Consider the following 23139-nt stretch of genomic DNA (forward strand, 5'->3'; position numbering starts at 1 on the left):
TCCTGGACGGGGCCGGAACGCCGGCCCTTCCCCCTTGTCCGCACACCAAAATTGCCAGAATTCGGGGCGCCGCACAATATGTTTCGGCGCAACGGTCACGGCGTTACAGGTTATTCCACGGTCACGGATTTCGCCAAGTTTCGCGGCTGATCGACATCGGTGCCCATGAAGACGGCGGTGTGATAGGCGAGCAGTTGGATCGGCAGCGAGAAGATCATCGGTGCGATGATTTCGTCGACGACAGGCAGGGTGATCGTCGCCATGGTCGGCAGTTTCGAGGCCGCCGCGCCGGCCTCGTCGGTGATGAAAATGATGCGGCCGCCGCGGGCTGCGACCTCCTGCATGTTCGAGACGGTCTTTTCGAAGAAACGATCGTAGGGGGCGATGACGATAACAGGCATGTTCTCGTCGATCAGCGCGATCGGTCCGTGCTTCAATTCGCCGGCGGCATAACCTTCGGCGTGGATATAGGAAATTTCCTTGAGCTTCAGCGCGCCTTCCATGGCGAGCGGAAAGCTGGTGCCGCGGCCGAGATATAGCACGTCCTTGCACTTCGACAGCTCGCGCGCCAGGCTTTCCATCTGCGGCTGGATAAGGTTAAGCACCCGGCTCATGATGCGCGGCATTTCGGCAAGATGGCGCACCAGCGCCCTCTCCTCGTCAGCACTCACCGTGCCGCGCGCCTTGCCGGCGCCGATCGCCAGGGATGCCAGCACGGCGAGCTGGCAGGTGAAGGCCTTGGTCGAGGCGACGCCGATTTCGGGGCCGGCCATGATCGGGAAGACGGCGTCGGATTCGCGCGCGATCGTCGATTCGCGGACATTGACGACGGCGCCGATCTTCAAGCCGTTGTCGCGGCAATAACGCAAGCATGCGAGCGTATCGGCGGTCTCGCCGGACTGCGAGATGAAGAGGGCTGCCTGTGACGGCGACAGCGGCATTTCGCGGTAGCGGAATTCGGAAGCGACGTCGATCTCGACCGGCAGGCGGGCATAACGCTCGAACCAATATTTGCCGACGAGGCCGGCGAGATAGGCCGTGCCGCAGGCCGAGATCGCAAGGCCGGTCGCCGCCTTGAAGTCGATCGCGGCGGCATTGGCGCCGATGGTGTTCTCGGCGAAATCGACATAGTGGCTGAGCGCGTGAGAGATAACCTCCGGCTGCTCGTAGATTTCCTTTTCCATGAAGTGGCGGTGGTTGCCCTTGTCGACGACATAGGCGGTCGCCTGCGAGATCTGGCGGGCGCGCTTGACCGGCTTGCCGGCGAAATCAAGCACCACGACACTGTCGCGGGTGAGGATGGCGCAATCGCCGTCGACGAGATAGGTGATCTCGTTGGTGAAGGGCGAAAGCGCGATCGCGTCCGAGCCGAGGAACATCTCGCCGCGGCCGTAGCCGACGGCGAGCGGCGGGCCGGAACGGGCGGCCATGATCGTGCCGGGATCGGCCTTGAGCATGATGGCCAGCGCATAGGCGCCGGTTACCCGGTTCAGCATCTTCAGCATGGCGGCGCGCGGCTCCAGGCCTTCGCGCAGGTATTTCGCCATCAGATGGGCGACGACCTCGGTGTCGGTCTGGGTTTCGAAAACCGACCCCTCCTCGGTCAACTCGTCGCGAAGCTCGGAGAAGTTCTCGATGATGCCGTTATGGACGACGGCGACGCCTTCGACGAAATGCGGATGGGCATTGGTCTCGTTCGGCACGCCATGGGTCGCCCAGCGCGTGTGGGCGATGCCGACGGTGCCGGGCAGCGGTTCGCTGTCGAGGCGCTTTTCCAGATTGAACAGCTTGCCCTCGGCGCGGCGGCGATCCATCACGCCGTCATGAATGGTGGCGACACCGGCGGAATCGTAACCGCGATATTCGAGACGCTTCAGCGCATCGACCAGGCGCCCGGCAACAGGCGCAGTTCCGACGATCCCCACAATACCGCACATATAGTATCCCCATAAAGGCTTCGACTACGAGGCCAGTCCTAACGATTCTTGCTTATTTCTCAATCACCTCGGCGGTCACTTTCAATTTCCGCCGGTTACGCAAGGCCGGTCAGGCTTTCGCCTTCTTCGCCGCCTTGATGGCGAGCGCACGCTCACGCAGCAGCGTCGCGCGGCCGGGCTTGATCTCCTGCCGGGCGCGGCCGAGCGCCAGCGCGTCGGCCGGCACGTTGGCAGTGATGACGCTGCCGGAGGCGATATAGGCGCCGTCGCCAATCGTCACCGGCGCGACCAGCGAAGAATTGGAACCGATGAAGGCGTTTTCGCCGATCACCGTCTCGCTCTTGTTGACGCCGTCATAGTTGCAGGTGATCGTGCCGGCGCCGATATTGCTGCCGGCGCCGATGACGGCATCGCCGATATAAGTCAGGTGGTTGACCTTGGCGCCCTCGCCGAGCCGGCCGTTCTTGACCTCGCAGAAATTGCCGACCTTCGAACCGGTACCGAGATCCGCACCCGGCCGCAGCCGCGCAAAGGGGCCGACCGTCGCGCCCTGGCTGACATGAGCGCCTTCGATATGCGAGAAGGCATGGATGACGGCGCCGCTGTCGATCACCGCGCCGGGACCGAAGACGACGTTCGGCTCGATCAGCGCATCCTGGCCGATGACGGTGTCGTAGGCGAGAAAAACCGTTTCCGGCGCGATCATGGTGACGCCTGAAAGCATCATCTGGTGGCGGCGGCGCTCCTGCCAGAAGCGCTCGATGACGGCGAGTTCGGCCCGGGTGTTGCAGCCGGTCATCTCGATCTCGGGAGCATCGACCGCGGTGACGCGTCCGCCGAGCGAACGGGCGATCTCGACGAGATCGGTCAGATAGAATTCGCCCTTGGCATTGGCGTTGCCGATGCGCGAGAGAAGATCGAGCGCCTTTCTGCCGTCGATCGCCATCAGCCCGCTGTTGCACCAGGTGACGGTGCGCTCGGCATCGGTCGCGTCCTTTTCCTCGCGGATGGCGATGAGTTCGCCGTCCTTGACGAGCAGACGACCGTAGCCGGTCGGGCGGTCGGTGTGGAAGCCGATGACGACGACATCGCTGCCATCGGCAAGGCCCTGGCGGGCGGCCTTCAGCGGTCCGTCGGTCTGGAGCGGCACATCGCCATAGGTGACGAGGATATCGTCATAACCCTTGGCGATCGCGTCGCGCGCTGCCAGCACCGCGTGGCCGGTGCCGAGGCGTTCCTTCTGCAGATAGGATTCGATGCCGACTCCGTCGATGCTTGCCGCCTTTGCCACGTCCTCGGCATCACGGCCGACGACAAGGGCGACGGACGAGATGCCGGCGGAGGCGACCGCCTCGACCACATGGGCGATCATCGGCCGGCCGGCGACCGGATGCAGTACCTTCGATTTCGAGGATTTCATCCGCGTGCTGTCACCGGCGGCAAGGATGACGGCAAGACAAGTGCGTTCCATGATTTGCTCCGCGAATCCGCGCTATGAGGCGGCTTTATCGCCTCATACTGCATAATTCCCTAAATCGGAATCGATTTAAGGATAAATTATGCAGCCATTCAAAGTGCTGCAGCGTCCTTTGCATCTCTCGAAAAGACGTGCGGCGCTGCAGACAAGCAAAGCCTTCACAAGGGTGAAATTGCGGCCGAAATCGACCCTGTGACGGCCTCGGACCCGCGGGCCTCGAAAGCTTCATGCACATGGATGCGACCGTCGAGGATGACGTCCTCCATCGCACGGCGCGCGGCGGCGTTATCGCCGGAAACGATCGCATCGACGATGCGCATATGGGTATCGGCGATATTGGCGAAGCCGTTTTCGGTTGGCGGCGTACTCATCCGGAACATGCCGACGAGGGCTGCTTCGATGAGACTGCCCAGTGTCCGCATGAAGGGATTGTGCGAGGCTTCGGCGATCGCCAGGTGAAAACGAAGGTCGGCGAGTGCGAGGCTGTCGGCCGTATGACCGGCCGCCGCCATCTCGAGCGCCAGCCCGCGCAGCATCTCGATCTCCTCGGCATTCGCCCGCTCGGCGACGAGACCGGCGGCGAAAGGTTCGAAGGCGAGACGGATATCGTAGAGCTGCAGCAGAAACTCTTCCGTCACGCCGTTGTCGAAGTGCCAGGCGATGATCTCGCTGTCGAACATGTTCCAGAGGTTCTTCTCGGTCACACGCGTACCAACCCGCGCCTTGGCGACGACCATGCCTTTGGCGGCGAGCGTCTTCATCGTCTCGCGCAACACCGTGCGGGACACTTTGAAGCGTTGCGCCAGTTCCGTATCGCCTGGCAGGATCGAGCCGACCGGATAGGTGCCGGCGACGATCGCCTTGCCGAGTTCGTCGACCACCTGAGCGTGGCTCGTCCGGGTTCTACGCCCCGTTTTGCGTGTCTCGTCCAATTTGTAGCGCAAGCGATCCGTCTCCCCCTCAGGCGTACCTCTTGTTCAGACTGGAAACGAACAGGATGGCTTTCTGCATCAGGATGAATGCAAACAGCAAAAGGCCAATCAGGATCTTGGTCCACCAGCTCGACAGCGTGCCGTCGAAGGTGATGTAGGTCTGAATGAGCCCCTGGATCAGGATACCGATCAAGGTTCCTGCCACGAATCCCGCTCCTCCGGTCAGCAGCGTCCCCCCAATGACGACCGCCGCGATGGCATCGAGTTCGACGCCGACTGCTGCAAGAGAATATCCGGCAGAGGTGTACAGCGAAAAAACGATCCCGGATAGACCCGCGAGAAAACCCGACAGCGCATAGATCTGGATTGTCGTGCGGCCGACCGGCACGCCCATCAGCCGCGCCGTCTGCGTGCCGCCGCCGAGCGCATAGACATTGGTGCCGAAGCGGGTGCGCTGGGCGATGAAGATGCCGACGGCAAAGACCAGAAGCATGATGCCGCCGATCAGCGTCAGCCGCCCGCCACCGGGCAGACGGTAATAGAGGCTCGTCAGCGTCGAATAATATTCGTAGTTGATCGGGATGCTGTCGATCGAGAGCACGAAGGCCATACCGCGCGCCAGGAACATGCCGGCAAGGGTGACGATGAAGGCCGGCATTTCGAGATAGTGGATGATCGCGCCCATGATACCGCCAAAGGCAGTGGTGATGACGAGCACCAGCGCGAAGGCAAGCAGCGGATGGATCGAGGTGTTCTCAAGGATCACCGCCAGGAAGACGCCGGTAAAGGCGATGACCGAGCCGATCGACAGATCGATGCCGCCCGAAATGATGACGAAGGTCATGCCGACGGCGGCGATGCCGAGAAAGGCGTTGTCGGTCAGAAGATTGCCGATGACGCGCGTCGACAGAATGTTCGGATATTGCAGCGCGCATCCGGCATAGGCGAGCACGAAGATGACGATGGTCGCAAGCAGCGGCAGGTATTTCGAGTTCATTTCGGCTGCTCCCTGCCCTGCCGGCGGCTGGCGAAGATGGCGAGCGATTGTACCGCCGGCGACTGGATGACGAGAATGACGATAATGATGACGGCCTTGATGATCAGGTTGAATTCAGGCGGGAAGCCGGCGGACAGGATGCCGGTATTCACCGCCTGGATGATCATCGCACCGATCAGCGATCCGAGAATGCTGAAGCGTCCGCCGAGCAGCGAATTGCCGCCGACGACGACGGCAAGGATCGCGTCGAGCTCCAGCCAGAGGCCGGCATTGTTGGCATCGGCGCCCTTGATGTCGGCTGCGACGATGATGCCCGCAATCGAGGCGCAGAGACTGCTCAGCATGTAGACCGCCATCAGCAGCACCGGCGTTTGAATACCGGAGAGCGTGCTGGCGCGACGATTGATGCCGACGGCCTCGATCAGCATGCCGAGCGCCGTGCGGCGGACGAGCAGGATGACGAGCAGGCCGACGAGAAGCCAGATGACGACAGGCATCGGCAGGAGAGCCAGCGAACCGCTGCCGAAGAAGGTGAGCCCGTCATCGTTGAAGGTCAGGATGGCGCCTTCGGTGATCAGCTGGGCGATGCCGCGGCCGGCCACCATCAGCACCAGCGTCGCGATGATCGGCTGGATATTGAGGACTGCCACCAGGAAACCGTTCCAGACACCGCAGGCAAGCCCGATCGCAAGCGTCAGGATAATGGTATAAGCAACTGAATTTCCTGACACAATCGACGACGCGGCAACGGCGCCGCAGATCGCGATGACCGCACCGACGGACAGGTCGATGCCCTTGGTGGCAATGACCAGCGTCATGCCGATCGCCAGCAGCGCCACCGGCGCGCCGCGGTTCAGCACGTCGATCAGGCTGCCATAGAGGCGGTCATTCTGAACCACGACATTAAAAAACTGCGGTGACGTTATGAAATTCAACAGAAGAATGACAACGAGCGCTATCAATTGCGGCGCCAGGCGATATGCCAGCGCTTTCAGCGAGGACCTCATGCATCCTCCATCTTGTGCTCGGCCGCAGCGATGGCATCGACGATGCCGGCAGCGGTGATACGTTCGCCTGTCAGTTCGGCGATATGCTGTCTGTCGCGAAGTACGATAACACGTGAACTATAGGCGACAAGCTCTTCAAGTTCCGATGAAATTACGATCAGCGACATGCCGCCGGCACAGAGCTCTTCGATGAGCCGGATGATCTCGGCATGGGCACCGACATCGATGCCGCGGGTCGGCTCGTCCAGGATCAGAAACTTCGGATTGGTCGCCAGCCAGCGGGCGAGGATCGCCTTCTGCTGGTTGCCGCCGGACAGCAGCCGGATCGGTTTTTCGCGATCGGTGGTGCGGATATCGAGCGCCTTGATGTAGCGGTCGGCGAGCGCATTCTGTTCGGCGCGCGACAGCGGCCGCGTCCAGCCGCGGCGGGCCTGCAGCGCTAAGGCGATGTTTTCCCTGATCGACAGGTCGCCGATGATGCCGTCGGTCTTGCGGTCCTCGGGGCAGAAGCCGAAGCCCTTTGCGATCGCCGCGCGGGGGCTCGAAATCGTCGCCGGCTGGCCGTCGATCGTGGCGCTGCCGCTGTCGGCGTGTTCGATGCCGAAGAGCAGTTCGGCGGTTTCGGTGCGACCGGAACCAAGCAGCCCGGCGACGCCGACCACCTCTCCGGCGCGCACTTCAAGGTCGAAAGGCTTGACCTTGCCACGTTTGCCGTAGCCTGAAAACCGATACCGGACGTCGCCCGCCGCAAGGTTGTGTTCCCTGACCGTCTCCTCGACATGGGCCAGTTCGCGGCCGAGCATCATGGCGATCAGGCCCTGGCGCGGCAGATCGGCGACATCGCGGGTGCCGACGAGCTTGCCGTTGCGCAGCACGGTGATACGGTCGCTGATAGCATAGACCTGCTCGAGAAAATGGGTGATGAAGACGATGCCGAGGCCGCGCTTCTTCAGGTCGTCGATGATGCGGAAGAGCAGCGCCACTTCCTGATTGTCGAGACTTGCGGTGGGCTCATCGAGGATCAGCACCTTGCCGGAGAGATCGACGGCACGGGCGATGGCAACCACCTGCTGGACGGCGACGGAGAAACGGCCGAGTTCGGCGGTGACGTCGATATCGACGCCGTAGCCGGCGAGCAACTCACGCGCCTTGCGGTTCATCGCACGCACGTCGGTCATGCCGAACCGCCTTGGCTGGCGTCCGAGAAAGAGGTTTTCGGCCACGCTGAGATTGGATAGGAGATTGACCTCCTGGTAGACCGTGCCGATGCCGAGCTTCTGGGCGGCGAGCGTATTGGCCGGATTGATTTCGTGGCCGTCGAGCGTCAGGCTGCCCTCGTCACGATGGTAGGCGCCGGTGATGCACTTGATCAGCGTCGACTTGCCGGCACCGTTCTCGCCCAGCAATGCATGCACCTCGCCTCTACGGAGTGTGAAATCGACCTTATCCAGCGCCACCGCGCCGGGAAAGAATTTCGATATTCCAGAGGCCGCGAGAACGTTCTCGAAATCGTGAATCATAAGGGTCTGTTTTCCTGATATTGACGCCGAAAGCCGCGCCGCCGCCGGACATGACGTCCCAAGGCGGCAAGGCAGTTCCGCACCGGTCCATGACGGGCCGGTGCGGTTCTACAGCGCCCTCTCGTCTTTTCAGACGCAGGACGCTGTAGCGCTTTTATTGCTGCATGATTTTACCCTGAAATCGACTCCGATTTGAGGAGTTATGCAGCGGTGTCACATCAGATCAGTAGCCCTGACCCTTCTTCTCTTCGTAGACCTTCATCGGGTCGTCGGCCGGCGTGTAGAGCTTCGACTCGGTCTGGATCCACTTGGCCGGAGCCTTCTTGTCCTTCAGATAGGCTTCGAGCGCATCGAAGGCCGGACCTGCCATATTCGGCGTCAGCTCGACCGTGGCATTGGCCTCGCCTTCGGACATCGCCTTGAAGATATCCGGAACGGCGTCGATGGAGACGACGAGAATATCCTTGCCGGGCTTCAGGCCGGCTTCCTTTATCGCCTGGATGGCGCCGACGGCCATGTCGTCGTTATGGGCGTAGAGAGCGCAGATATCCTTGCCGCCATTCTCGGCCTTCAGGAAGCTTTCCATGACTTCCTTGCCCTTGGTGCGGGTGAAGTCGCCGGTCTGGCTGCGAACAATCTTGAGGTTGTCGTGGCCGGCAAGAGCTTCTTCGAAGCCCTTCTTGCGGGCGATGGCCGGCGACGAACCGGTGGTGCCCTGAAGCTCGACGACATTGCACTTCTTGTCGCCGACGGTCTTGACCAGGAAGTCGCCTGCGACCTTGCCTTCATGGACCAGGTCCGACGTCACCGCCGTCAGGTAGAGATCGTCAGGAGCCTTGATGGTACGGTCGAGAAGGATGACCGGGATTTCGGCTTCCTTGGCTTCCTTGAGAACGTCGTCCCAGCCGGTTTCGACGACCGGAGCAATGAGAATGGCATCGACGCCCTGAGCAATGAAGGAGCGCAGAGCCTTGATCTGGTTTTCCTGCTTCTGCTGCGCATCGGCAAACTTCAGATCGATGCCGCGCTTCTTGGCCTGTTCCTTGGTCACGGTCGTTTCAGCCGCACGCCAGCCCGATTCCGAGCCGATCTGCGAGAAGCCGACAGTGAGGCCGGCGGCCGAAGCCGAACCGAACATGCAGGCAGCCAGAATCGTGGCACTCAAAAGTGCAGTCTTCAATTTCATGATTTCCTCCCAATGCCGCATCTCGCGGCGCAGGGTCAAAAAATCATATAGTATTACTTTTGTAAATCGGAATCTTGGGATGCATTGCAGCAAAAAAAGAGCGCCCAGAAGGGCGCTCTTCGCAACTGCGAGATAGCTACGGGACTATTTACCCGGCAGCTTGTCGTCGACACCTTCGATATAGAAGTTCATGCCGAGCAGTGTGCCGTCATCGGCCTTCTCCCCGGCCTTCAGCCAGGGCGTTCCGTCCTGCTTGTTGATCGGTCCGGTGAAGGGATGCAGTTCGCCTGACTTGATCTTGGCTTCGGTCTCCTCGGCGAGTTTCTTCACGTCGTCGGGCATGTTGGTGTAGGGCGCCATCGTCAGGATGCCGTCCTTGAGGCCATCCCAGCTCTGCTCTGACTTCCAGGTGCCGTCGAGAAGCGCCTTGACGCGCTTGACGTAATAATTGCCCCAGGTGTCGATGATCGCGGTCAGCTGGACGTTCGGGCCAGCCTTGATCATGTCGGAAGCCTGGCCGAAGGCCTTGACTCCGCGCTGCTCGGCGACCTGCATTGGAGCCGTCGTGTCGGTGTGCTGGGTGAGGATATCGACGCCCTGGTCGATCAGCGCCTTGGCGGCATCGGCTTCCTTGCCCGGGTCGAACCACGTGTTGACCCAAATAACCTTCATCTTGAAGTTCGGATTGACCGACTTGGCGCCAGTTTCGAAGGCATTGATGCCCATCACCACCTCGGGGATCGGGAAGGAGGCGATATAGCCGGCCGTGCCGGTTTTCGAGAGCTTGCCGGCGATAATGCCACTGATGTAGCGGCCTTCATAGAAGCGGGAGTTGTAGGTCGCGACATTGTCGGCGGCCTTGAAGCCTGTCGCATGCTCGAACTTCACTTTCGGGAACTTCTTGGCGACGGCAATAGTCGGGTCCATGAAGCCGAAGGACGTGGTGAAAATCAGCGAGCAACCGGAGCGGGCCATGCGCTCGATCGCGCGTTCGGCATCCGGGCCTTCCGGGACGCTTTCGAGGTAGGGCGTCTCGATATTGTCGCCGAATTCCTTCTCGAGCTGGAGGCGGCCGTTCTCATGGGCCTGCGTCCAGCCGCCGTCGGTGCGGGTGCCGACATAAACGAAGCAGACCTTGGTCTTGTCAGCCGCCTCGGCGGCCGAACCGATGCTCAGGACGAGGGCAGCTGTCGCTGCGAGAGCAAGTGCAAATTTTTTCATATTGATCCCTGTTGGTTGGAAGTTTCGAAACCCGTCTTATTTGTTGTTGTTCACCGGTCCGGCACGAAGGCTTTGCCGAGCGAGGCCGGCGTATTGATCAACGTCGTGCGCCGATTATGCGAGATGATGATGAGGACCACAACTGTCGCCGCATAGGGCAGCATCGAGAGGAACTGCGAGGGAATGCCGATGCCGAAGGCCTGCGCGTGCAGTTGCAGGATCGTTACCGCCCCAAAGAGATAACCGCCGGCCAGCAGGCGCCAAGGCCGCCAGGAAGCGAAGACGACGAGCGCCAGCGCGATCCAGCCGCGCCCGCCTGACATGTTCTCTGTCCATTGCGGCGTGTAGATCAGCGACAGCTGCGCGCCGGCAAGGCCGGCGCAGGCGCCGCCGAACATCACGGCGAGGTAGCGCATGCGGATGACGTCGATACCGAGCGCATGCGCCGAGGCGTGATTGTCGCCGATGGCGCGGATCTTCAGGCCGGTGCGACTCTTGAAGAGGAACCAGTTGACGGCGATAACGAGCAGGATCGACAGGTAGAAGATCAGATCCTGCTTGAAGAGGACCGTTCCGACATAGGGAATGGCCGAAAGCAGCGGGATTTCGATCGGCAGCAGCCGGACGCCGGGTGCCCCGACGAAGGCCTCGCCGAGCATCCCGGAGGCGCCGAGGCCAAGGATCGTCATCGCAAGGCCTGTCGCCACCTGATTGGCGACGAGTGTCAACGTCAGGAAGGCGAAGAGCAGCGAAAACACCGCGCCGCTGACGACGCCGCCGACAATGCCGATATAGGCCGAGCCGGTGAGCTGTGCCGTGGCAAAGGCACCGACCGCGCCCATGATCATCATGCCCTCGACACCGAGATTGAGAACGCCGGAGCGCTCGGTCACCAGTTCGCCGAGTGCGGCGATGACGAGCGGCGTGGAGGCGGTGATGACGGTCAGCAGAATGGCTTCGAAGATGCTCATGCCGCCTTGCCCCCTACCCGCGACCAGACCAGGCGGATTTTGTAATAGATCAGCGTATCGCAGGAGAGCACGAAGAAGAGCAGCAGCCCCTGGAAGACGCGGGTGACCTTGTCGGAAAGGCCGAGCGAAAGCTGGGCTGCCTCGCCGCCGAGATAGGTCAGCGCCAGCACCAGGCCGGATGCGATGATGCCGAGCGGATTGAGGCGGCCGAGGAAGGCGACGATGATGGCGGTGAAGCCGTAGCCCGGCGAGATCGCCGGCTGCAAATGGCCGATCGAGCCGGAGACCTCGCTGATGCCAGCAAGGCCGGCAAGAGCGCCAGAGAAGAGAAAGCTGAACCAGATCATCTTCTTCGACGAGAAGCCGGCAAAGCGCCCCGCCCGCTCCGATTGGCCGAGCACGACGATCTCGAAGCCTTTCAGCGTATAACGCAGCATGAACCAGGCACCAACCGCCGCAATGATGGCGAAGATGAAGGCCCAATGGGCGCGGCCCGACTCTTCCCAGATCGCCGGCAGCACTGCTTCCGGCGCGAAATCACGGGAAACCGGAAAATTGAAACCCTTCGGATCGCGCCAGGCGCCGCGGATCAGCCAATCGAGGAAAAGCTGGGCGATATAGACCAGCATCAGCGATGTCAGGATCTCATTGGTGTTGAAATGCGCCTTCAGCAGCGCCGGAATGGCGGCGAAGAGCGCACCGCCGAGCGCGCCCAATATCAGCATCAGCGGCAGCACCAGCGGCGAATGCCAGTCGTAGAAGACGATCGGCAGATAGGAGCCGGTGATGGCGCCGATGGTGAACTGGCCTTCGGCGCCGATATTCCAGTTGTTCGAGCGATAACAGACGGCCAGGCCGACGGCGATCAGGATCAGTGGCGCGGCCTTGATCGCCAGTTCGTGCAGCGACCAGACCTCGAGCAACGGCTCGACGAAAAAGGCGTCGAGTGCGGCGACCGGATCCTTGCCGAGCATGGCGAACATGATGGCGCCGAAGACCAGCGTCAGGACAAGGGCAAGCAGCGGCGAGACGAAGGCGAAGAGCTTCGAGACGTCGGGCCGTTTTTCGAGTTCAATGCGCATGGGGCGCCTCCGGGGCAGAGCTGCTCTCGTGCAGGCCGCCCATCAGCAGGCCGATCCTTTCACGCGTCAGTTCGCCCGCCGGGAACGGGCGGGAAAGACGGCCTTCGCAGATGACGGCAATATCGGTCGCCACTTCGAAGATCTCGTCGAGATCCTGGCTGATGACGACGACGGCCGAACCAGCTCTTGCGAGATCCACCAAGGCCTGACGGATGCGGCTTGCCGCCCCGGCATCGACGCCCCAGGTCGGCTGGTTGACGACGAGCACCGCCGGCTGGCGGTCGAGCTCGCGGCCGACGATGAACTTCTGCAGGTTCCCGCCGGAAAGCGAGCCTGCGGCCGGATCATCGCCGCTCTTACGGACATCCATGGCCTCGGAAATGCGCCTTGCGGCGGATTTCACCGCAGCATGGCGGATGATGCCAAAGAGGCCCAGAAACGCTTTGCGGTCCGACTGGCTGCGGGCAAGGATGAGATTATCCGACAGTTTCATGGCGGAGACGGCGGCATGGCCGTGGCGCTCCTCCGGCACGAAGCCGGCGCCGAGAAGACGGCGGGCGGTAATGCCCTGATTGCCGACCGGCTTCTTGCGGATGACGATCGCCTCGGCCAAGGCGACCGGATATTCGCCCGACAGTGCGTCGAAGAGCTCGCTTTGCCCGTTACCCGCGACACCGGCAATGGCGAGGATTTCGCCGGAGCGCACCGCCATCGACACATCACGCAGCGACATGGCGAAAGGGGTGCGCGCGGCGACGGAAAGATTGGCGACGGCAAGCTGCACCTCGCCCTTGTCGCTGCGCTCCGGATGCGTGACGGTCGCCACTTCGCTGCCAACCATCATGCGGGCGAGAGAGGCAGGCGTTTCCCGTTTCGGATCGCAGGCGCCGGTCACGCGGCCATGACGCAGGACGGTGGCGCGATCGCAGATGCGCTGCACTTCTTCCAGGCGGTGGCTGATATAGAGAACCGAACGGCCTTCGGCGCGCAGCTTGAACAGCGTCTCGAACAGCCTGTCGGCCTCCTGCGGCGTCAGCACCGAGGTCGGCTCGTCGAGGATGATGAGCTTCGGGTTCTGCAGCAGTGCGCGGACGATCTCGATGCGCTGGCGCTCGCCGACCGAGAGATCGGCGACATGGGCATGCGGATCGAGCGGCAGGCCGTAGGCGACGGACAGTGCCCTCGCCTCCTCGGCGATCCTGTCGATCGGGATGGCGTCATCGAGCGACAGCGCGATGTTTTCGGCAACCGTCAGCGCCTCGAACAGCGAGAAATGCTGGAAGACCATGCCGATGCCGAGCCTGCGGGCTTCACCCGGCGACGTGATCGCAACCGGCTGGCCCTGCCAGAGGATATGCCCGCCCGTCGGCTCGAGGACGCCGAACAGCATCTTCACCAGGGTGGATTTGCCTGCACCATTTTCGCCGAGAAGCGCATGAATTTCGCCCGGCGCTATATCGAGATCGATTTCATTGCAGGCTGCAAAGCCACCGAAGAACTTCGTCAGCTTCTGGACCGATAATAACGCGCCGGAATCCGGCACATTCAATGGCGACACGTTCCCCTCATTTCTTCTGCCAACCGGTCCGTTCGGATCTCATGGAATCAGCAGCGTCGTTCCTGTTGTTTTTCTTGTTTCCAGATCCGCGTGAGCCTGCCCAACCTCACGCAGCGGATAGGTTTGATTGATATTGATACCCACTTTGTTGCTTTGCACAATATCAAATAGCGCTTTGGCACTGTCGATCAGTTCCTGACGCGCGGCGATATAGGTGAAGAGCGTCGGCCGTGTCGCAAAGAGCGAGCCCCGCTGCGCCAGAGCCGCGAGGGTAAAATTCTCGATCGGACCGGAAGATTGGCCGAACGAGGCAAAAAGGCCGCGCGGTTTCAGACAATCGAGCGACTGTGGAAAAGTATCCCGGCCGATCGAATCGTAGACGACATCCACACCCTTGCCGCCGGTGATGTCGCGGACACGGTCGACGAAGCTGTCGCTCTTGTAGTTGATCACATGGTCGTAGCCATGGGCGAGCGCCAGCTGGATCTTGTCGTCAGAGCCCGCCGTGCCGATGACGGTGGCGCCGAGCGCCTTTGCCCATTGGCCGGCGATCAGGCCGACGCCGCCGGCAGCTGCGTGGAACAGCAGGACCGTCTGCGGGCCGACCTGGAAGGTGCGGTTCAAGAGATATTCGGCGGTCATGCCCTTCAGCATCATCGCCGCTGCGGTCTCCAGCTCTATGCCGTCCGGCACATGCACCAGATGCCGCGTCTCGACATTGCGTTCGGCGCTATAGGCGCCGTCGGCACTGGCATAGGCGACACGGTCGCCGACCTTGAAATCCTCGACGCCGGGGCCGACCGATGTCACGGTGCCGGCGCCCTCCTTGCCGGTGACAAAGGGCAGATGCGGCGCCTTGTAGGTGCCGTTGCGGAAATAGACATCGATGAAATTGAGCCCGACCGCCGCCTGTCTGATCTGCACTTCGCCTGTCGATGGCGGCGGAAGATCGATCTCAACATAGTCAAAAACCTCCGGCCCGCCCGTCCTCGAAAATGAAACCGCCTGCGTCTTGGTCATCTTGCCTGTCCTATGCTTCGCGCCCAAGGGCGGGGAAGAATTGCAGCACCGCGCCGATGACGTAAAGATAGGCGCCGGTTACGATGAAGAGAATGAGCGCCCATTCGGGTGTGTCGAAATGCATCAGCAGCGAAAAAATGCCGAGCGCCGACCACAGGAAAAAGACGCCGAGATTGAGCGGGCGCAACCTTTTGACCCGGACCGGGTGAAGGAAATTGATCGGCAGGAAGGTCAGCACCACCGAAACGATGACGACGGTGAGCGCCGTCGTGGCGCTGGCATCGATGACGAACAGCGTGAAAACGATCATGTTCCAGACGACGGGGAAGCCGGAGAAGAAATACTCGTCCGTCTTCATGCCCATATCGGCATAGTAGATGGCGCTGGAGACGACGATCATGCCGGCGGCGACGAAGGACCAGGGCTCGCCGATCATGCCGCTCTGATAGAGCGCGAAGGCCGGCAGAAGCACATAGGTGACGTAGTCGATGATATTGTCGAGCGTATCGCCCGACCAGTTCGGCAGAACTTCCTTGACGCGCACCTTGCGGGCGATCGGCCCGTCTATGCCGTCGACCAGAAGGGCGAGGCCCAGCCACCAGAACATGTCGATGAAGCGGTGCTCGGCGGCGGCAACGACGCCGAGAAACGCAAGAAAGGAGCCGGATGCCGTCAGAATATGGACGGAAAAGGCGCGCATCTCCGCATAAGGAACTCGCTTGTAGTTGAAAATCTTCATATTCCCCGACCGCCCTATCGCGCTCGCCCCGGCAAGCATCTTTTTTTCGCCACCATCGCCGGACCCTGTTGCTGAATCGGGTTCGACGCCGTAGGTCTTTGTTGTCGCACCGTTTTTGTCGAAAACCGGTATCCGTTTGCGGCGCGCTGCTCTAATATGCATCCTTTGCCGGCCTTCGCCAGCGGGAAATACGACATTCCCCGCCTGCCCTTGCTGCCCATTGAATCCTGACAATGACATGCATATTTCCCTTTAGAAGCGTCGCGTGGAATGGAATGCCTTTAATTCCGGCCGGATTTGTAATATCTCGCTCGCATTCGAAAGTTCATCCGACGAAACGGGATCCGCTACCGAAATGAACGCGCCTGCAAAGACCGAAGACTTCGCCTTGTCCATCCCCGCCGGCGTCTATGCCGAGACGGTGCTCGATGTCACGCACTATACCGACCGGCTCTTCCGCTTCACGATGACCCGGCCGCAGGGCTTCCGTTTCCGTTCCGGCGAATTCGCGATGATCGGCCTGATGGTCGAGGGCAAGCCGGTGTTCCGCGCCTATTCGATCGCCAGCCCCGCCTGGGCCGAGGAGCTGGAATTCTTCTCGATCAAGGTGCCGGATGGCCCGCTCACCTCCCATCTGCAGGCGATCAAGCCGGGCGACCAGGTGCTGATGCGCAAGAAGCCGACGGGCACTCTGGTGCTCGACGCGCTGACGCCCGGCCGTCGTCTCTACATGTTCTCGACGGGAACAGGCATTGCGCCCTTCGCCAGCCTGATCCGCGATCCCGAGACCTATGAAAAGTTCGAGGAAGTCATCCTCACCCATACGACACGCGATGTCGCCGAGCTGAAATACGGCTTCGACCTCGTGCACGAGATCCAGAACGACGAGTTGCTGAAGGAAGTCGTCGGCGACAAGCTGCGCCACTATCCGACAGTCACGCGCGAGGAGTTCGAATATCGCGGCCGCATTACCGACCTGATCTCCTCCGGCAAGCTGTTCACCGATCTCGGCGTGCCGCCGCTCGACCCAGCGATCGACCGCGGCATGATCTGCGGTTCCTCGGCCATGCTGAAGGATACCAAGGAACTGCTCGAGAAGGCTGGCCTCGATGAAGGCGCCAACAGCAAGCCTGCCGAATTCGTCATCGAGCGCGCTTTCGTCGGCTAAAGCATTTCTGACAATCTGATCTGACAACGGCTCCGGAAACGGGGTCGTTGCTATGTGTGGCTAAGGTAATCGATCAGCACCGCCATGCTGGTGCGCGCTTCATCCGGCCTGCCTTGATGGATGGCGCGGATGACGGCGACATGCAGCGCGATGGCGCGATCCATGCGCTCCGGACTTGCCTTGGAGTACCAGAGGCGACGTGAATGCGTCTGCACCGGGCCGAGTGCTGCCGTGATGAAGCCGTTCGGGCAGGCATCTTCAAGGATTTCGTCGAAGGCCTTGTCGGCGGCGAAGAAGCCGGCGAGATCGCCGGTGACGGCGCATTCCTCCATCGCGCGGGCGCAATCGATGAGGCGCGCGCGGTGCTCGTCGCTTGCATGTTCAGCAACAAGGCTTGCCGCGATCGGCTCCAGCTCGCGGCGCACCTGCATGACATTGCCATGATCCTGAGCCGCGATCTCGGCGATCTGCAGGCCGACGCGCGGCTTGACCAGGATCAGCCCCTGCCAGGCAAGCTTCTGGATCGCCTCGCGCACCGGCGTACGCCCATGGCCCGCCATATCGATCAGCTGCTTTTCAGTGACCAGCGCGCCGGGCTTCAAGGCCAGCGTCACGATCAGATGCTCCAGCGCGAGATAGGCAAGATGGCTTTGTGAAGTCTGCAATACGGAGCTCCGTCGCCAAGTCTGATATATCACATAGTGACACGGCCAAAAACCGAAGACAAGTCGGCACCGAAATATCGAATAGAGACAGATAGATAACATTCGCGAGGCTGCTGAAAATCTGCGAATGGCATTGCAGGCGCGGGCGTCTACGCCGTGAATGGCTCCTGCCGACCACCCCACTCTCCGTCGTGCTCGGCCTTGAGCCGAGCATCCACCTCGCATCCATCAGCAGCCGCGGGCTCTCTCGCCAAACTCGCCCTCGTCTATAGAGGCAAAGCGCGCGCTACCTTCCCTCGGTCACCCCTTGCGAAATGCCCGGCTGGAAACCGAGATCGAATTTTGACATGGGTCTTTTGCATTGGCGAACTGATAGCCATCGGCTTTATGGATGGCACCGAACTCCAGGCCGTTCTCCGCGCATCGCCTGCAAAAAGCCTCGACGTCCTCCACATCGAAGACCAGCTTGACGGTGGATTGGCCGCTCCGCTGGCCCTTGGCGGCCTGGTGCAGCATGATATTCGCACCGCCGTCCTGAGCGATGAGTTCAACGATCCTGTCGCCGGGCAGGCTGGTTGCCTTGAAACCGAAGTGCTTCTCATAAAAGCGCGCCGTTTCCTCGACATTCCCAGCATAGATCACCAGCCTGTTAAGCGGCATGATGCTTGGCCTCCGATAGCGGTTGCGTTCGATTGACAAGAGCAGAGAGACGTCATGCGTATTGCCATGGCGCATTTATCGGGGAGCCACAGTCTTTCACTCGTGCCGCAGCGCCTCGATGGGGTTCAACTGCGCGGCCCTTCTCGCCGGGAAATAGCCGAAGATCATGCCGATCGCGGCGGAGAAGAGGAAGGCGACGGCGACCATCAGGGGACTGAAGACGAAGGGGACTTTCAGCAGCGTCACGGTGCCGAAGCCGAGGCCGAGGCCGAGTATGATGCCGGTGATGCCGCCGAACAGCGACAGCGCCACGGCCTCGACCAGGAACTGGGTGAGCACCTGGCTTTCGAGCGCGCCGATCGCCAGGCGGATGCCGATCTCGCGGGTTCGCTCGGTGACGGAGACCAGCATGATGTTCATGATGCCGATGCCGCCGACGAGCAGGCTGATCGCGGCAACGGCGCCGAGAAGGCCGGTCAGCAGCGTCGTCGTGCCAGTCATCGCCTCGGCGATCTGGGTCATGTCGTTGACGTTGAAATCGTCCTGGCGGCCGGGCACGATCTTGCGGCGCTCTCGCAGGAGATTTTCGACATCGGACTGGACCTTCGCGGTGGAGACGCCGTCGCGCGCCGAGATGATGATCTGCGGCACGTTGCTGCTGCCGCTGATGCGCCGCTGGAACACTTTGACCGGCATGATGACGACATCGTCTTGGTCGTTGCCCATGCCGGACTGGCCGCGTTTGGCAAGCACGCCGATGACGGGGCACGAGACCTTGCCGACGCGGATCTGCTGGCCTGTGGGGTCGGCGCTGCCGAAGAGCTGTGAGCGCACCGTCTCACCGATGATACAGCGCGCCTGGCCACGCTCCTCGGCAGGGGTGAAATTGCGGCCGAGCGCCAGGTTCCAGTCCTGTGCGATGAAATAATCGTTGGTGGTGCCGGAGACGCTTGTGGAATGGTTCTGGCCGCCGAAGATCACCGTCGCCGTCGACTGGTTGAGCGGCGCCACGGCCCTGAGGCCGCCGATCTGGTCGCGGATCGCCGCGACGTCCTTGACGCTGAAGCGCTTGGCCTCGGAGCTCGCCCGGCCGGGGCCGAACTGGCCGGGACGGACGAACAGCATGTTGGTGCCGAGCCGCGACAGCTCGGTCGAGACCTGTGCGGTGGTGCCGTTGCCGATCGTCACCAGCGCGATGACGGCGGCGACGCCGATGACGACGCCGAGCACGGTCAGGAACGAGCGCAGCATGTTGCGGCTGATGGCCCGCAGCGCCAGCTTCAGCGTTTCAAAGAACATGATCCGCCCTCCTCCGATGCTCGACTTCCGTCTCCAGCTTGCCGTCGACGAAACGCAGCAGCCGCTGCGCATAGGCGGCAATATCGGGCTCGTGCGTGACCATGACGATGGTGATGCCCTGCTCGCGGTTCAGCCGGGTCATCAGATCCATGATCTCGATGCTGGTCTTCGTGTCGAGATTGCCTGTGGGCTCATCGGCGAGCAGCAGCGCCGGCTCGGTAACGATGGCGCGGGCGATGGCGACGCGCTGCTGCTGGCCGCCTGACAGTTCCTGTGTCTTGTGATGCTCGCGCCCGGTGAGGCCGACCAGCGCCAGCGCCTCGCGGGCCCGTTCGCGCCGCTCGCGCACCGCCATGCCGCGATAGATCAGCGGCAGCTCGACATTTTCGACGGCCGAGGTGCGCGACAGCAGGTTGAAGCCCTGGAAGACGAAGCCCAGCATGTGGCGGCGCAGCAGAGTCAGCTGGCTGCGGTCGAAGCCGCTGGTCGGAATGCCCTCAAAGATGTAGTCGCCGGCGCTCGGCACGTCGAGGCAGCCGAGAATGTTCATCGCCGTCGACTTGCCGGAGCCTGACGGCCCCATGATCGCGACGAATTCATGGGCGTTGATCGCAAGGTCGACGTGGTCGAGCGCGCGGATCGCCGCCTCGCCCTCGCCATAGACTTTCGAGACCTGTCTGAATTCGATGAGCGGCGGGCTTGCCATCCGTCTCTCCGCCTAGTTCGCACGCGCCGTGGCGTCGATCACCAGTGCGTCGTCTTGCTTGATGTCGCCGGAGACGACCTGGGTGAACTGGCCGTCGGATGAGCCGACCTGGATGACAACAGGCACTGGCCGGCCGTTGCGCAGCACCCAGACGCGGCGCTGCGTGCCCGTCAGCGCCGAACCGGCATTGTTGTTGCGCTGGCGCGGCGGGCCGAAGATGCCGAAAATGCCGCGACCGCGCCTTTCGGCCTGGGCCGGGGCATAGCGCAACGCAGCGTTCGACACCATCAGCGTGTCCTTGACGGCCTCGACGGTGACATCGGCCGTCGCCGTCATGCCGGGGCGCAGCAGCAGGTCGGCATTGTCGACCGACAGCACCGCCTTATAGGTCACGACATTGTTGACCACTTCGGAGGCGAAGCGGATCTGCTCGATCTCGGCGGGAAAGGTCCGGTCGGGATAGGCGTCGACCGTGAACTTCGCCTTCTGACCAACGGCGATCTGGCCGACATCGGCCTCGTCGACATCGACCTGCAGCTCCATCTTCTTCAGGTCGCCGGCGATGGTGAAAAGGATCGGGGCCGAAAGCGAGGCTGCGACCGTGGCGCCCGGATTGACGGAGCGGGTGAGGATGACGCCGTCGATCGGCGATATGATCTTCGCCTTGGCGAGATTGACTTCGGCAAGCTGCAGGTCGGCTTCCGAGGCCAGGACCTCGGCTTCGTTGATCTGTTTGGCGGCGACGGCGGAATCATATTTGTAGCTGGCGTCATCGAGGCTCTGCTGAGTGGAGACGTTGCTCCTGACCAGGCTCTTCAACCGCTCGAGCGAGGTACTTGCCGATTGCATATCGGCATCGGCCTTGACGACGTTCGCCTTGGCCGAATTGAGCTTGGCGCGCGAGCTCTTCACATCGGCCTCGAGCTTGTTGGTATCGAGGAGGGCGAGCACTTCGCCTGATCTGACCGTGCTGTTGTAATCGACATTGACGTCGCGGACCGTGCCTGACAACTCGCTCGATATATCCACCTGCTCGGTCGGCTGTACGGAGCCGGTTGCGGTGACGAGCACCGTCAGGTCGCCGCGTTTTGCCGGCTGGGTGGCATAGCTCACTTCGCTTTGCCCGCGGCCCATATAGAAATAAGCAGCGACTGCTGCGGCAGCGATGAGGATCAGCAGGATGATCAGGCGTCCGCGCCAGCGGCTGCGCTTGCCCTGTCGTCCCGATGCGGCAAGGACCGTTGCGAGATCGGACGCTGCGCCTGTCTTTGCTCCGGTCTCGCTGCCGCTTACGATTTTGTTCATGTCGTCCTCAACCCGTCAGTGGCGCCTGCGGCCTTTGCGGCGAAATAATCACAACGCAGATGAACCGGCGATTAGCGTGCCGTCGAACTGGCACGGAATTGCGGATGGGTGAAATGAAATATTGGTAAGGAAAGGCTGGTTCAGGCGCCCGAAGCGTCTATCAATCCGCGTCCTCGGCATATTGGCCCGCGCCGGGCAAGGGATGCAGCCACAGTTCGCGCCGCCTGATCCAGACTTCATAGCCAGGCGCAAGGTCGGTCGGCGGAGTGTCCAGGGACCCTAGGCGGATTTCCGCCTCGTCTTCCCTGAGGCAGAAAAGCCTGCTGCCGCAGGCGGGGCAGAAGCTGCGGCCGGCGAAGGTGGCGATCTCGCCGTTATGGGAGAAAGCCTGGCGCGGCCAGACCGCAAAAAAGGTGAAGGCGGAGCCGCTCGATTTGCGGCAATCGGCGCAGTGGCAGAGGCCGGTGCGAAGCGGCTCACCGTCCACCCTGTAGGCGACCGCCCCGCAAAGGCAGCTTCCGGTTCGGATTTTCATGTCGGACCGTCAGGCGTCGAGATTGGTCGGCAGGCCCGGCGGGCGCTGCTTTGCCGCCATCAACAGGTCGAGTTCGGTGGCGGATGGGCCGAACTTCTCGTAGAGGCGCTTTGCCTCCTTGTCGTCCAAGCGGTATTTCCTGGCAAATTCGCCGATACTGTAGGGGCGGCCACGCAACACTCTTCGCGCCGGGGTCGCCGTATTCGGTGCGTCGGTCATGGTTTTCTCCTTTCGTCACGTCCCTTTTAAGCTAGAGCGAGCTGTCGATTTGGAAAGAGCCGACGAGCCGCATCGAGGCTTCCGGCATTGGGGAATGCGGTTGTTTTCCTGGAACCTTTTCGCCGATATGCGTATTTTTCGGACCGAGGTTGCGGGCCGCGCCAAGCGGACGCGGCGGTGCCAGCCTGTGCTGCGCGCCGCACAAAAACTCTAACGTGCGGACACAAGGGGCTGCCTGAGCATGCCGACGACAACCGTGAGCGCGTCCCGGGCTTCGACTTACGCTCGGCGCGATCAAGGAACAACGATTGCCATGGTTAGAAAGCCGCTTTCTCGAAGGTATTCGACCAGTTCGGAAAATGGGATCATGGCGATGGTAAAGAGAGAATCTCTTGATGTCACCAGCAGCGCCCGGTTGGAAATTACCGGAGCCTGCCCCCACTCAAAATTGGAGAAATTGGGCCAGAACAACGGTGTGCGCCGGGCGTATTCCGCATATGGCTCAACGAAGAGGTGAGACAAATATACAGCCTCCCGCTTCGCCGTATATCTGAACACAAGATAGGCGAGCAGCGTGAAAATTGCGGTGATAAGCAGACTTCCGAACACCAGGCAGACACCGCTGATCATGCAGAGCGAAAAGAGATAAAGAGGGTTGCGCGTGATCGAATAGGGTCCCTGGGTCACAAGCGCGGAATTCTTTCGACCTCCAATATAGATGGTCGACCAGATCCGTCCGATTATGCCAAAGGCGATCAACAATGTACCGAACTGAGCGAGCAGGGTCAGAAAAAGGCTTTCAGATCCAAGGCCCGGATGCGCGATGAGTTGGAAGGTGACGAAAGCAACGGTCAGCACCCAAAAAGCCAAAATTCGCCGCTTCTGCTTAAAGGGGCGGTCGGAGGAAGTCGTATAAGCCATAAATATTTCCGATC

General features: G+C 61.6%; 22 protein-coding genes. 1 reads left to right on the forward strand and 21 read right to left on the reverse strand.

Translation table 11 applies throughout. From position 1 onward, the window contains the following. Nucleotides 1–110 precede the first annotated feature (110 nt). From glmS to pcsA, 13 genes are all read right to left on the reverse strand, one after another. Nucleotides 111–1937 (reverse strand): glutamine--fructose-6-phosphate transaminase (isomerizing), encoded by a 1827-nt coding sequence (gene glmS, locus HFO71_RS16825; protein ID WP_170269559.1) that lies wholly within the window; start codon nucleotides 1935–1937, stop codon nucleotides 111–113. A 109-nt stretch (nucleotides 1938–2046) separates the two neighbouring features. Continuing rightward, entirely contained in the window at nucleotides 2047–3408 is a 1362-nt protein-coding gene (glmU, locus tag HFO71_RS16830) for a bifunctional UDP-N-acetylglucosamine diphosphorylase/glucosamine-1-phosphate N-acetyltransferase GlmU (protein ID WP_168258381.1), read from the reverse strand. A 164-nt stretch (nucleotides 3409–3572) separates the two neighbouring features. Continuing rightward, entirely contained in the window at nucleotides 3573–4358 is a 786-nt protein-coding gene (locus tag HFO71_RS16835) for a FadR/GntR family transcriptional regulator (RefSeq protein WP_025394525.1), read from the reverse strand. Nucleotides 4359–4374: 16 nt separating this feature from the next. After that, on the reverse strand, nucleotides 4375–5343 hold the full coding sequence (yjfF, locus tag HFO71_RS16840; protein WP_221988236.1) for a galactofuranose ABC transporter, permease protein YjfF: 969 nt from the start codon (nucleotides 5341–5343) through the stop codon (nucleotides 4375–4377). Then, nucleotides 5340–6350, reverse strand: a complete 1011-nt coding sequence (locus HFO71_RS16845; protein ID WP_168258380.1) for an ABC transporter permease — start codon at nucleotides 6348–6350, stop codon at nucleotides 5340–5342. The genes yjfF and HFO71_RS16845 overlap by 4 nt, the downstream gene beginning before the upstream one ends. Continuing rightward, nucleotides 6347–7870: a galactofuranose ABC transporter, ATP-binding protein YtfR gene (gene ytfR, locus HFO71_RS16850; RefSeq protein ID WP_168258379.1), complete on the reverse strand. Its 1524-nt coding sequence runs from the start codon at nucleotides 7868–7870 to the stop codon at nucleotides 6347–6349. Before ytfR ends, HFO71_RS16845 begins: the two co-directional genes overlap by 4 nt. A 223-nt stretch (nucleotides 7871–8093) precedes the next feature. Then, nucleotides 8094–9056 (reverse strand): galactofuranose ABC transporter, galactofuranose-binding protein YtfQ, encoded by a 963-nt coding sequence (ytfQ, locus tag HFO71_RS16855; protein ID WP_027665874.1) that lies wholly within the window; start codon nucleotides 9054–9056, stop codon nucleotides 8094–8096. Nucleotides 9057–9200: 144 nt separating this feature from the next. Next, nucleotides 9201–10277: a BMP family ABC transporter substrate-binding protein gene (locus HFO71_RS16860; protein WP_168258378.1), complete on the reverse strand. Its 1077-nt coding sequence runs from the start codon at nucleotides 10275–10277 to the stop codon at nucleotides 9201–9203. 50 nt (nucleotides 10278–10327) lie between these two features. Next, nucleotides 10328–11248 carry an ABC transporter permease gene (locus HFO71_RS16865; RefSeq protein WP_131642644.1) on the reverse strand — a complete coding sequence of 307 codons (921 nt, stop codon included), beginning with the start codon at nucleotides 11246–11248 and terminating at the stop codon, nucleotides 10328–10330. Further along, nucleotides 11245–12330, reverse strand: coding sequence for an ABC transporter permease (locus tag HFO71_RS16870; RefSeq protein WP_132609503.1), 1086 nt, complete (start codon nucleotides 12328–12330; stop codon nucleotides 11245–11247). Before HFO71_RS16870 ends, HFO71_RS16865 begins: the two co-directional genes overlap by 4 nt. Then, complete coding sequence (locus HFO71_RS16875; protein ID WP_131661919.1) at nucleotides 12320–13888, reverse strand: ABC transporter ATP-binding protein; 1569 nt, start codon at nucleotides 13886–13888, stop codon at nucleotides 12320–12322. The genes HFO71_RS16870 and HFO71_RS16875 overlap by 11 nt, the downstream gene beginning before the upstream one ends. Before the next feature lie 39 nt (nucleotides 13889–13927). Next, nucleotides 13928–14908: a quinone oxidoreductase family protein gene (locus HFO71_RS16880; protein ID WP_170269558.1), complete on the reverse strand. Its 981-nt coding sequence runs from the start codon at nucleotides 14906–14908 to the stop codon at nucleotides 13928–13930. Between the two features lie 10 nt (nucleotides 14909–14918). Continuing rightward, nucleotides 14919–15647, reverse strand: coding sequence for a phosphatidylcholine synthase (gene pcsA, locus HFO71_RS16885; RefSeq protein WP_012757415.1), 729 nt, complete (start codon nucleotides 15645–15647; stop codon nucleotides 14919–14921). 355 nt (nucleotides 15648–16002) lie between these two features. Here pcsA and HFO71_RS16890 point away from each other — a divergent pair, with 355 nt between their 5' ends. Continuing rightward, nucleotides 16003–16815: a ferredoxin--NADP reductase gene (locus HFO71_RS16890; protein ID WP_168256255.1), complete on the forward strand. Its 813-nt coding sequence runs from the start codon at nucleotides 16003–16005 to the stop codon at nucleotides 16813–16815. Between the two features lie 50 nt (nucleotides 16816–16865). On the opposite strand, the gene HFO71_RS16895 is transcribed toward HFO71_RS16890, so the two are convergent. The 8 genes from HFO71_RS16895 to HFO71_RS16930 all read right to left on the reverse strand — a co-directional run bounded on the left by HFO71_RS16895 (nucleotide 16866) and on the right by HFO71_RS16930 (nucleotide 23125). Beyond that, nucleotides 16866–17480, reverse strand: coding sequence for a GntR family transcriptional regulator (locus HFO71_RS16895; RefSeq protein WP_168258376.1), 615 nt, complete (start codon nucleotides 17478–17480; stop codon nucleotides 16866–16868). Nucleotides 17481–17780: 300 nt separating this feature from the next. Continuing rightward, entirely contained in the window at nucleotides 17781–18140 is a 360-nt protein-coding gene (locus HFO71_RS16900; RefSeq protein ID WP_168258375.1) for a VOC family protein, read from the reverse strand. Nucleotides 18141–18236: 96 nt separating this feature from the next. Beyond that, the gene (locus tag HFO71_RS16905) at nucleotides 18237–19439 is read right to left on the reverse strand and encodes an ABC transporter permease (RefSeq protein WP_168258374.1); all 1203 of its coding nucleotides are present in this window, start codon (nucleotides 19437–19439) and stop codon (nucleotides 18237–18239) included. Then, on the reverse strand, nucleotides 19429–20145 hold the full coding sequence (locus tag HFO71_RS16910) for an ABC transporter ATP-binding protein (protein WP_132609513.1): 717 nt from the start codon (nucleotides 20143–20145) through the stop codon (nucleotides 19429–19431). The genes HFO71_RS16905 and HFO71_RS16910 overlap by 11 nt, the downstream gene beginning before the upstream one ends. A 12-nt stretch (nucleotides 20146–20157) precedes the next feature. Beyond that, nucleotides 20158–21450, reverse strand: coding sequence for an efflux RND transporter periplasmic adaptor subunit (locus tag HFO71_RS16915; RefSeq protein WP_168258373.1), 1293 nt, complete (start codon nucleotides 21448–21450; stop codon nucleotides 20158–20160). A gap of 160 nt (nucleotides 21451–21610) precedes the next feature. Then, the gene (locus HFO71_RS16920; protein WP_131642635.1) at nucleotides 21611–21985 is read right to left on the reverse strand and encodes a GFA family protein; all 375 of its coding nucleotides are present in this window, start codon (nucleotides 21983–21985) and stop codon (nucleotides 21611–21613) included. Nucleotides 21986–21994: 9 nt separating this feature from the next. Further along, nucleotides 21995–22204, reverse strand: coding sequence for a hypothetical protein (locus HFO71_RS16925; RefSeq protein ID WP_131642634.1), 210 nt, complete (start codon nucleotides 22202–22204; stop codon nucleotides 21995–21997). Nucleotides 22205–22498: 294 nt separating this feature from the next. Next, a complete protein-coding gene (locus HFO71_RS16930; RefSeq protein ID WP_131642633.1) occupies nucleotides 22499–23125 on the reverse strand; it encodes a methyltransferase family protein in 627 nt (208 codons plus the stop codon). Nucleotides 23126–23139: the final 14 nt, after the last annotated feature.

The organism is Rhizobium laguerreae (assembly GCF_019778565.1).
Classification (GTDB): domain Bacteria; phylum Pseudomonadota; class Alphaproteobacteria; order Rhizobiales; family Rhizobiaceae; genus Rhizobium; species Rhizobium laguerreae.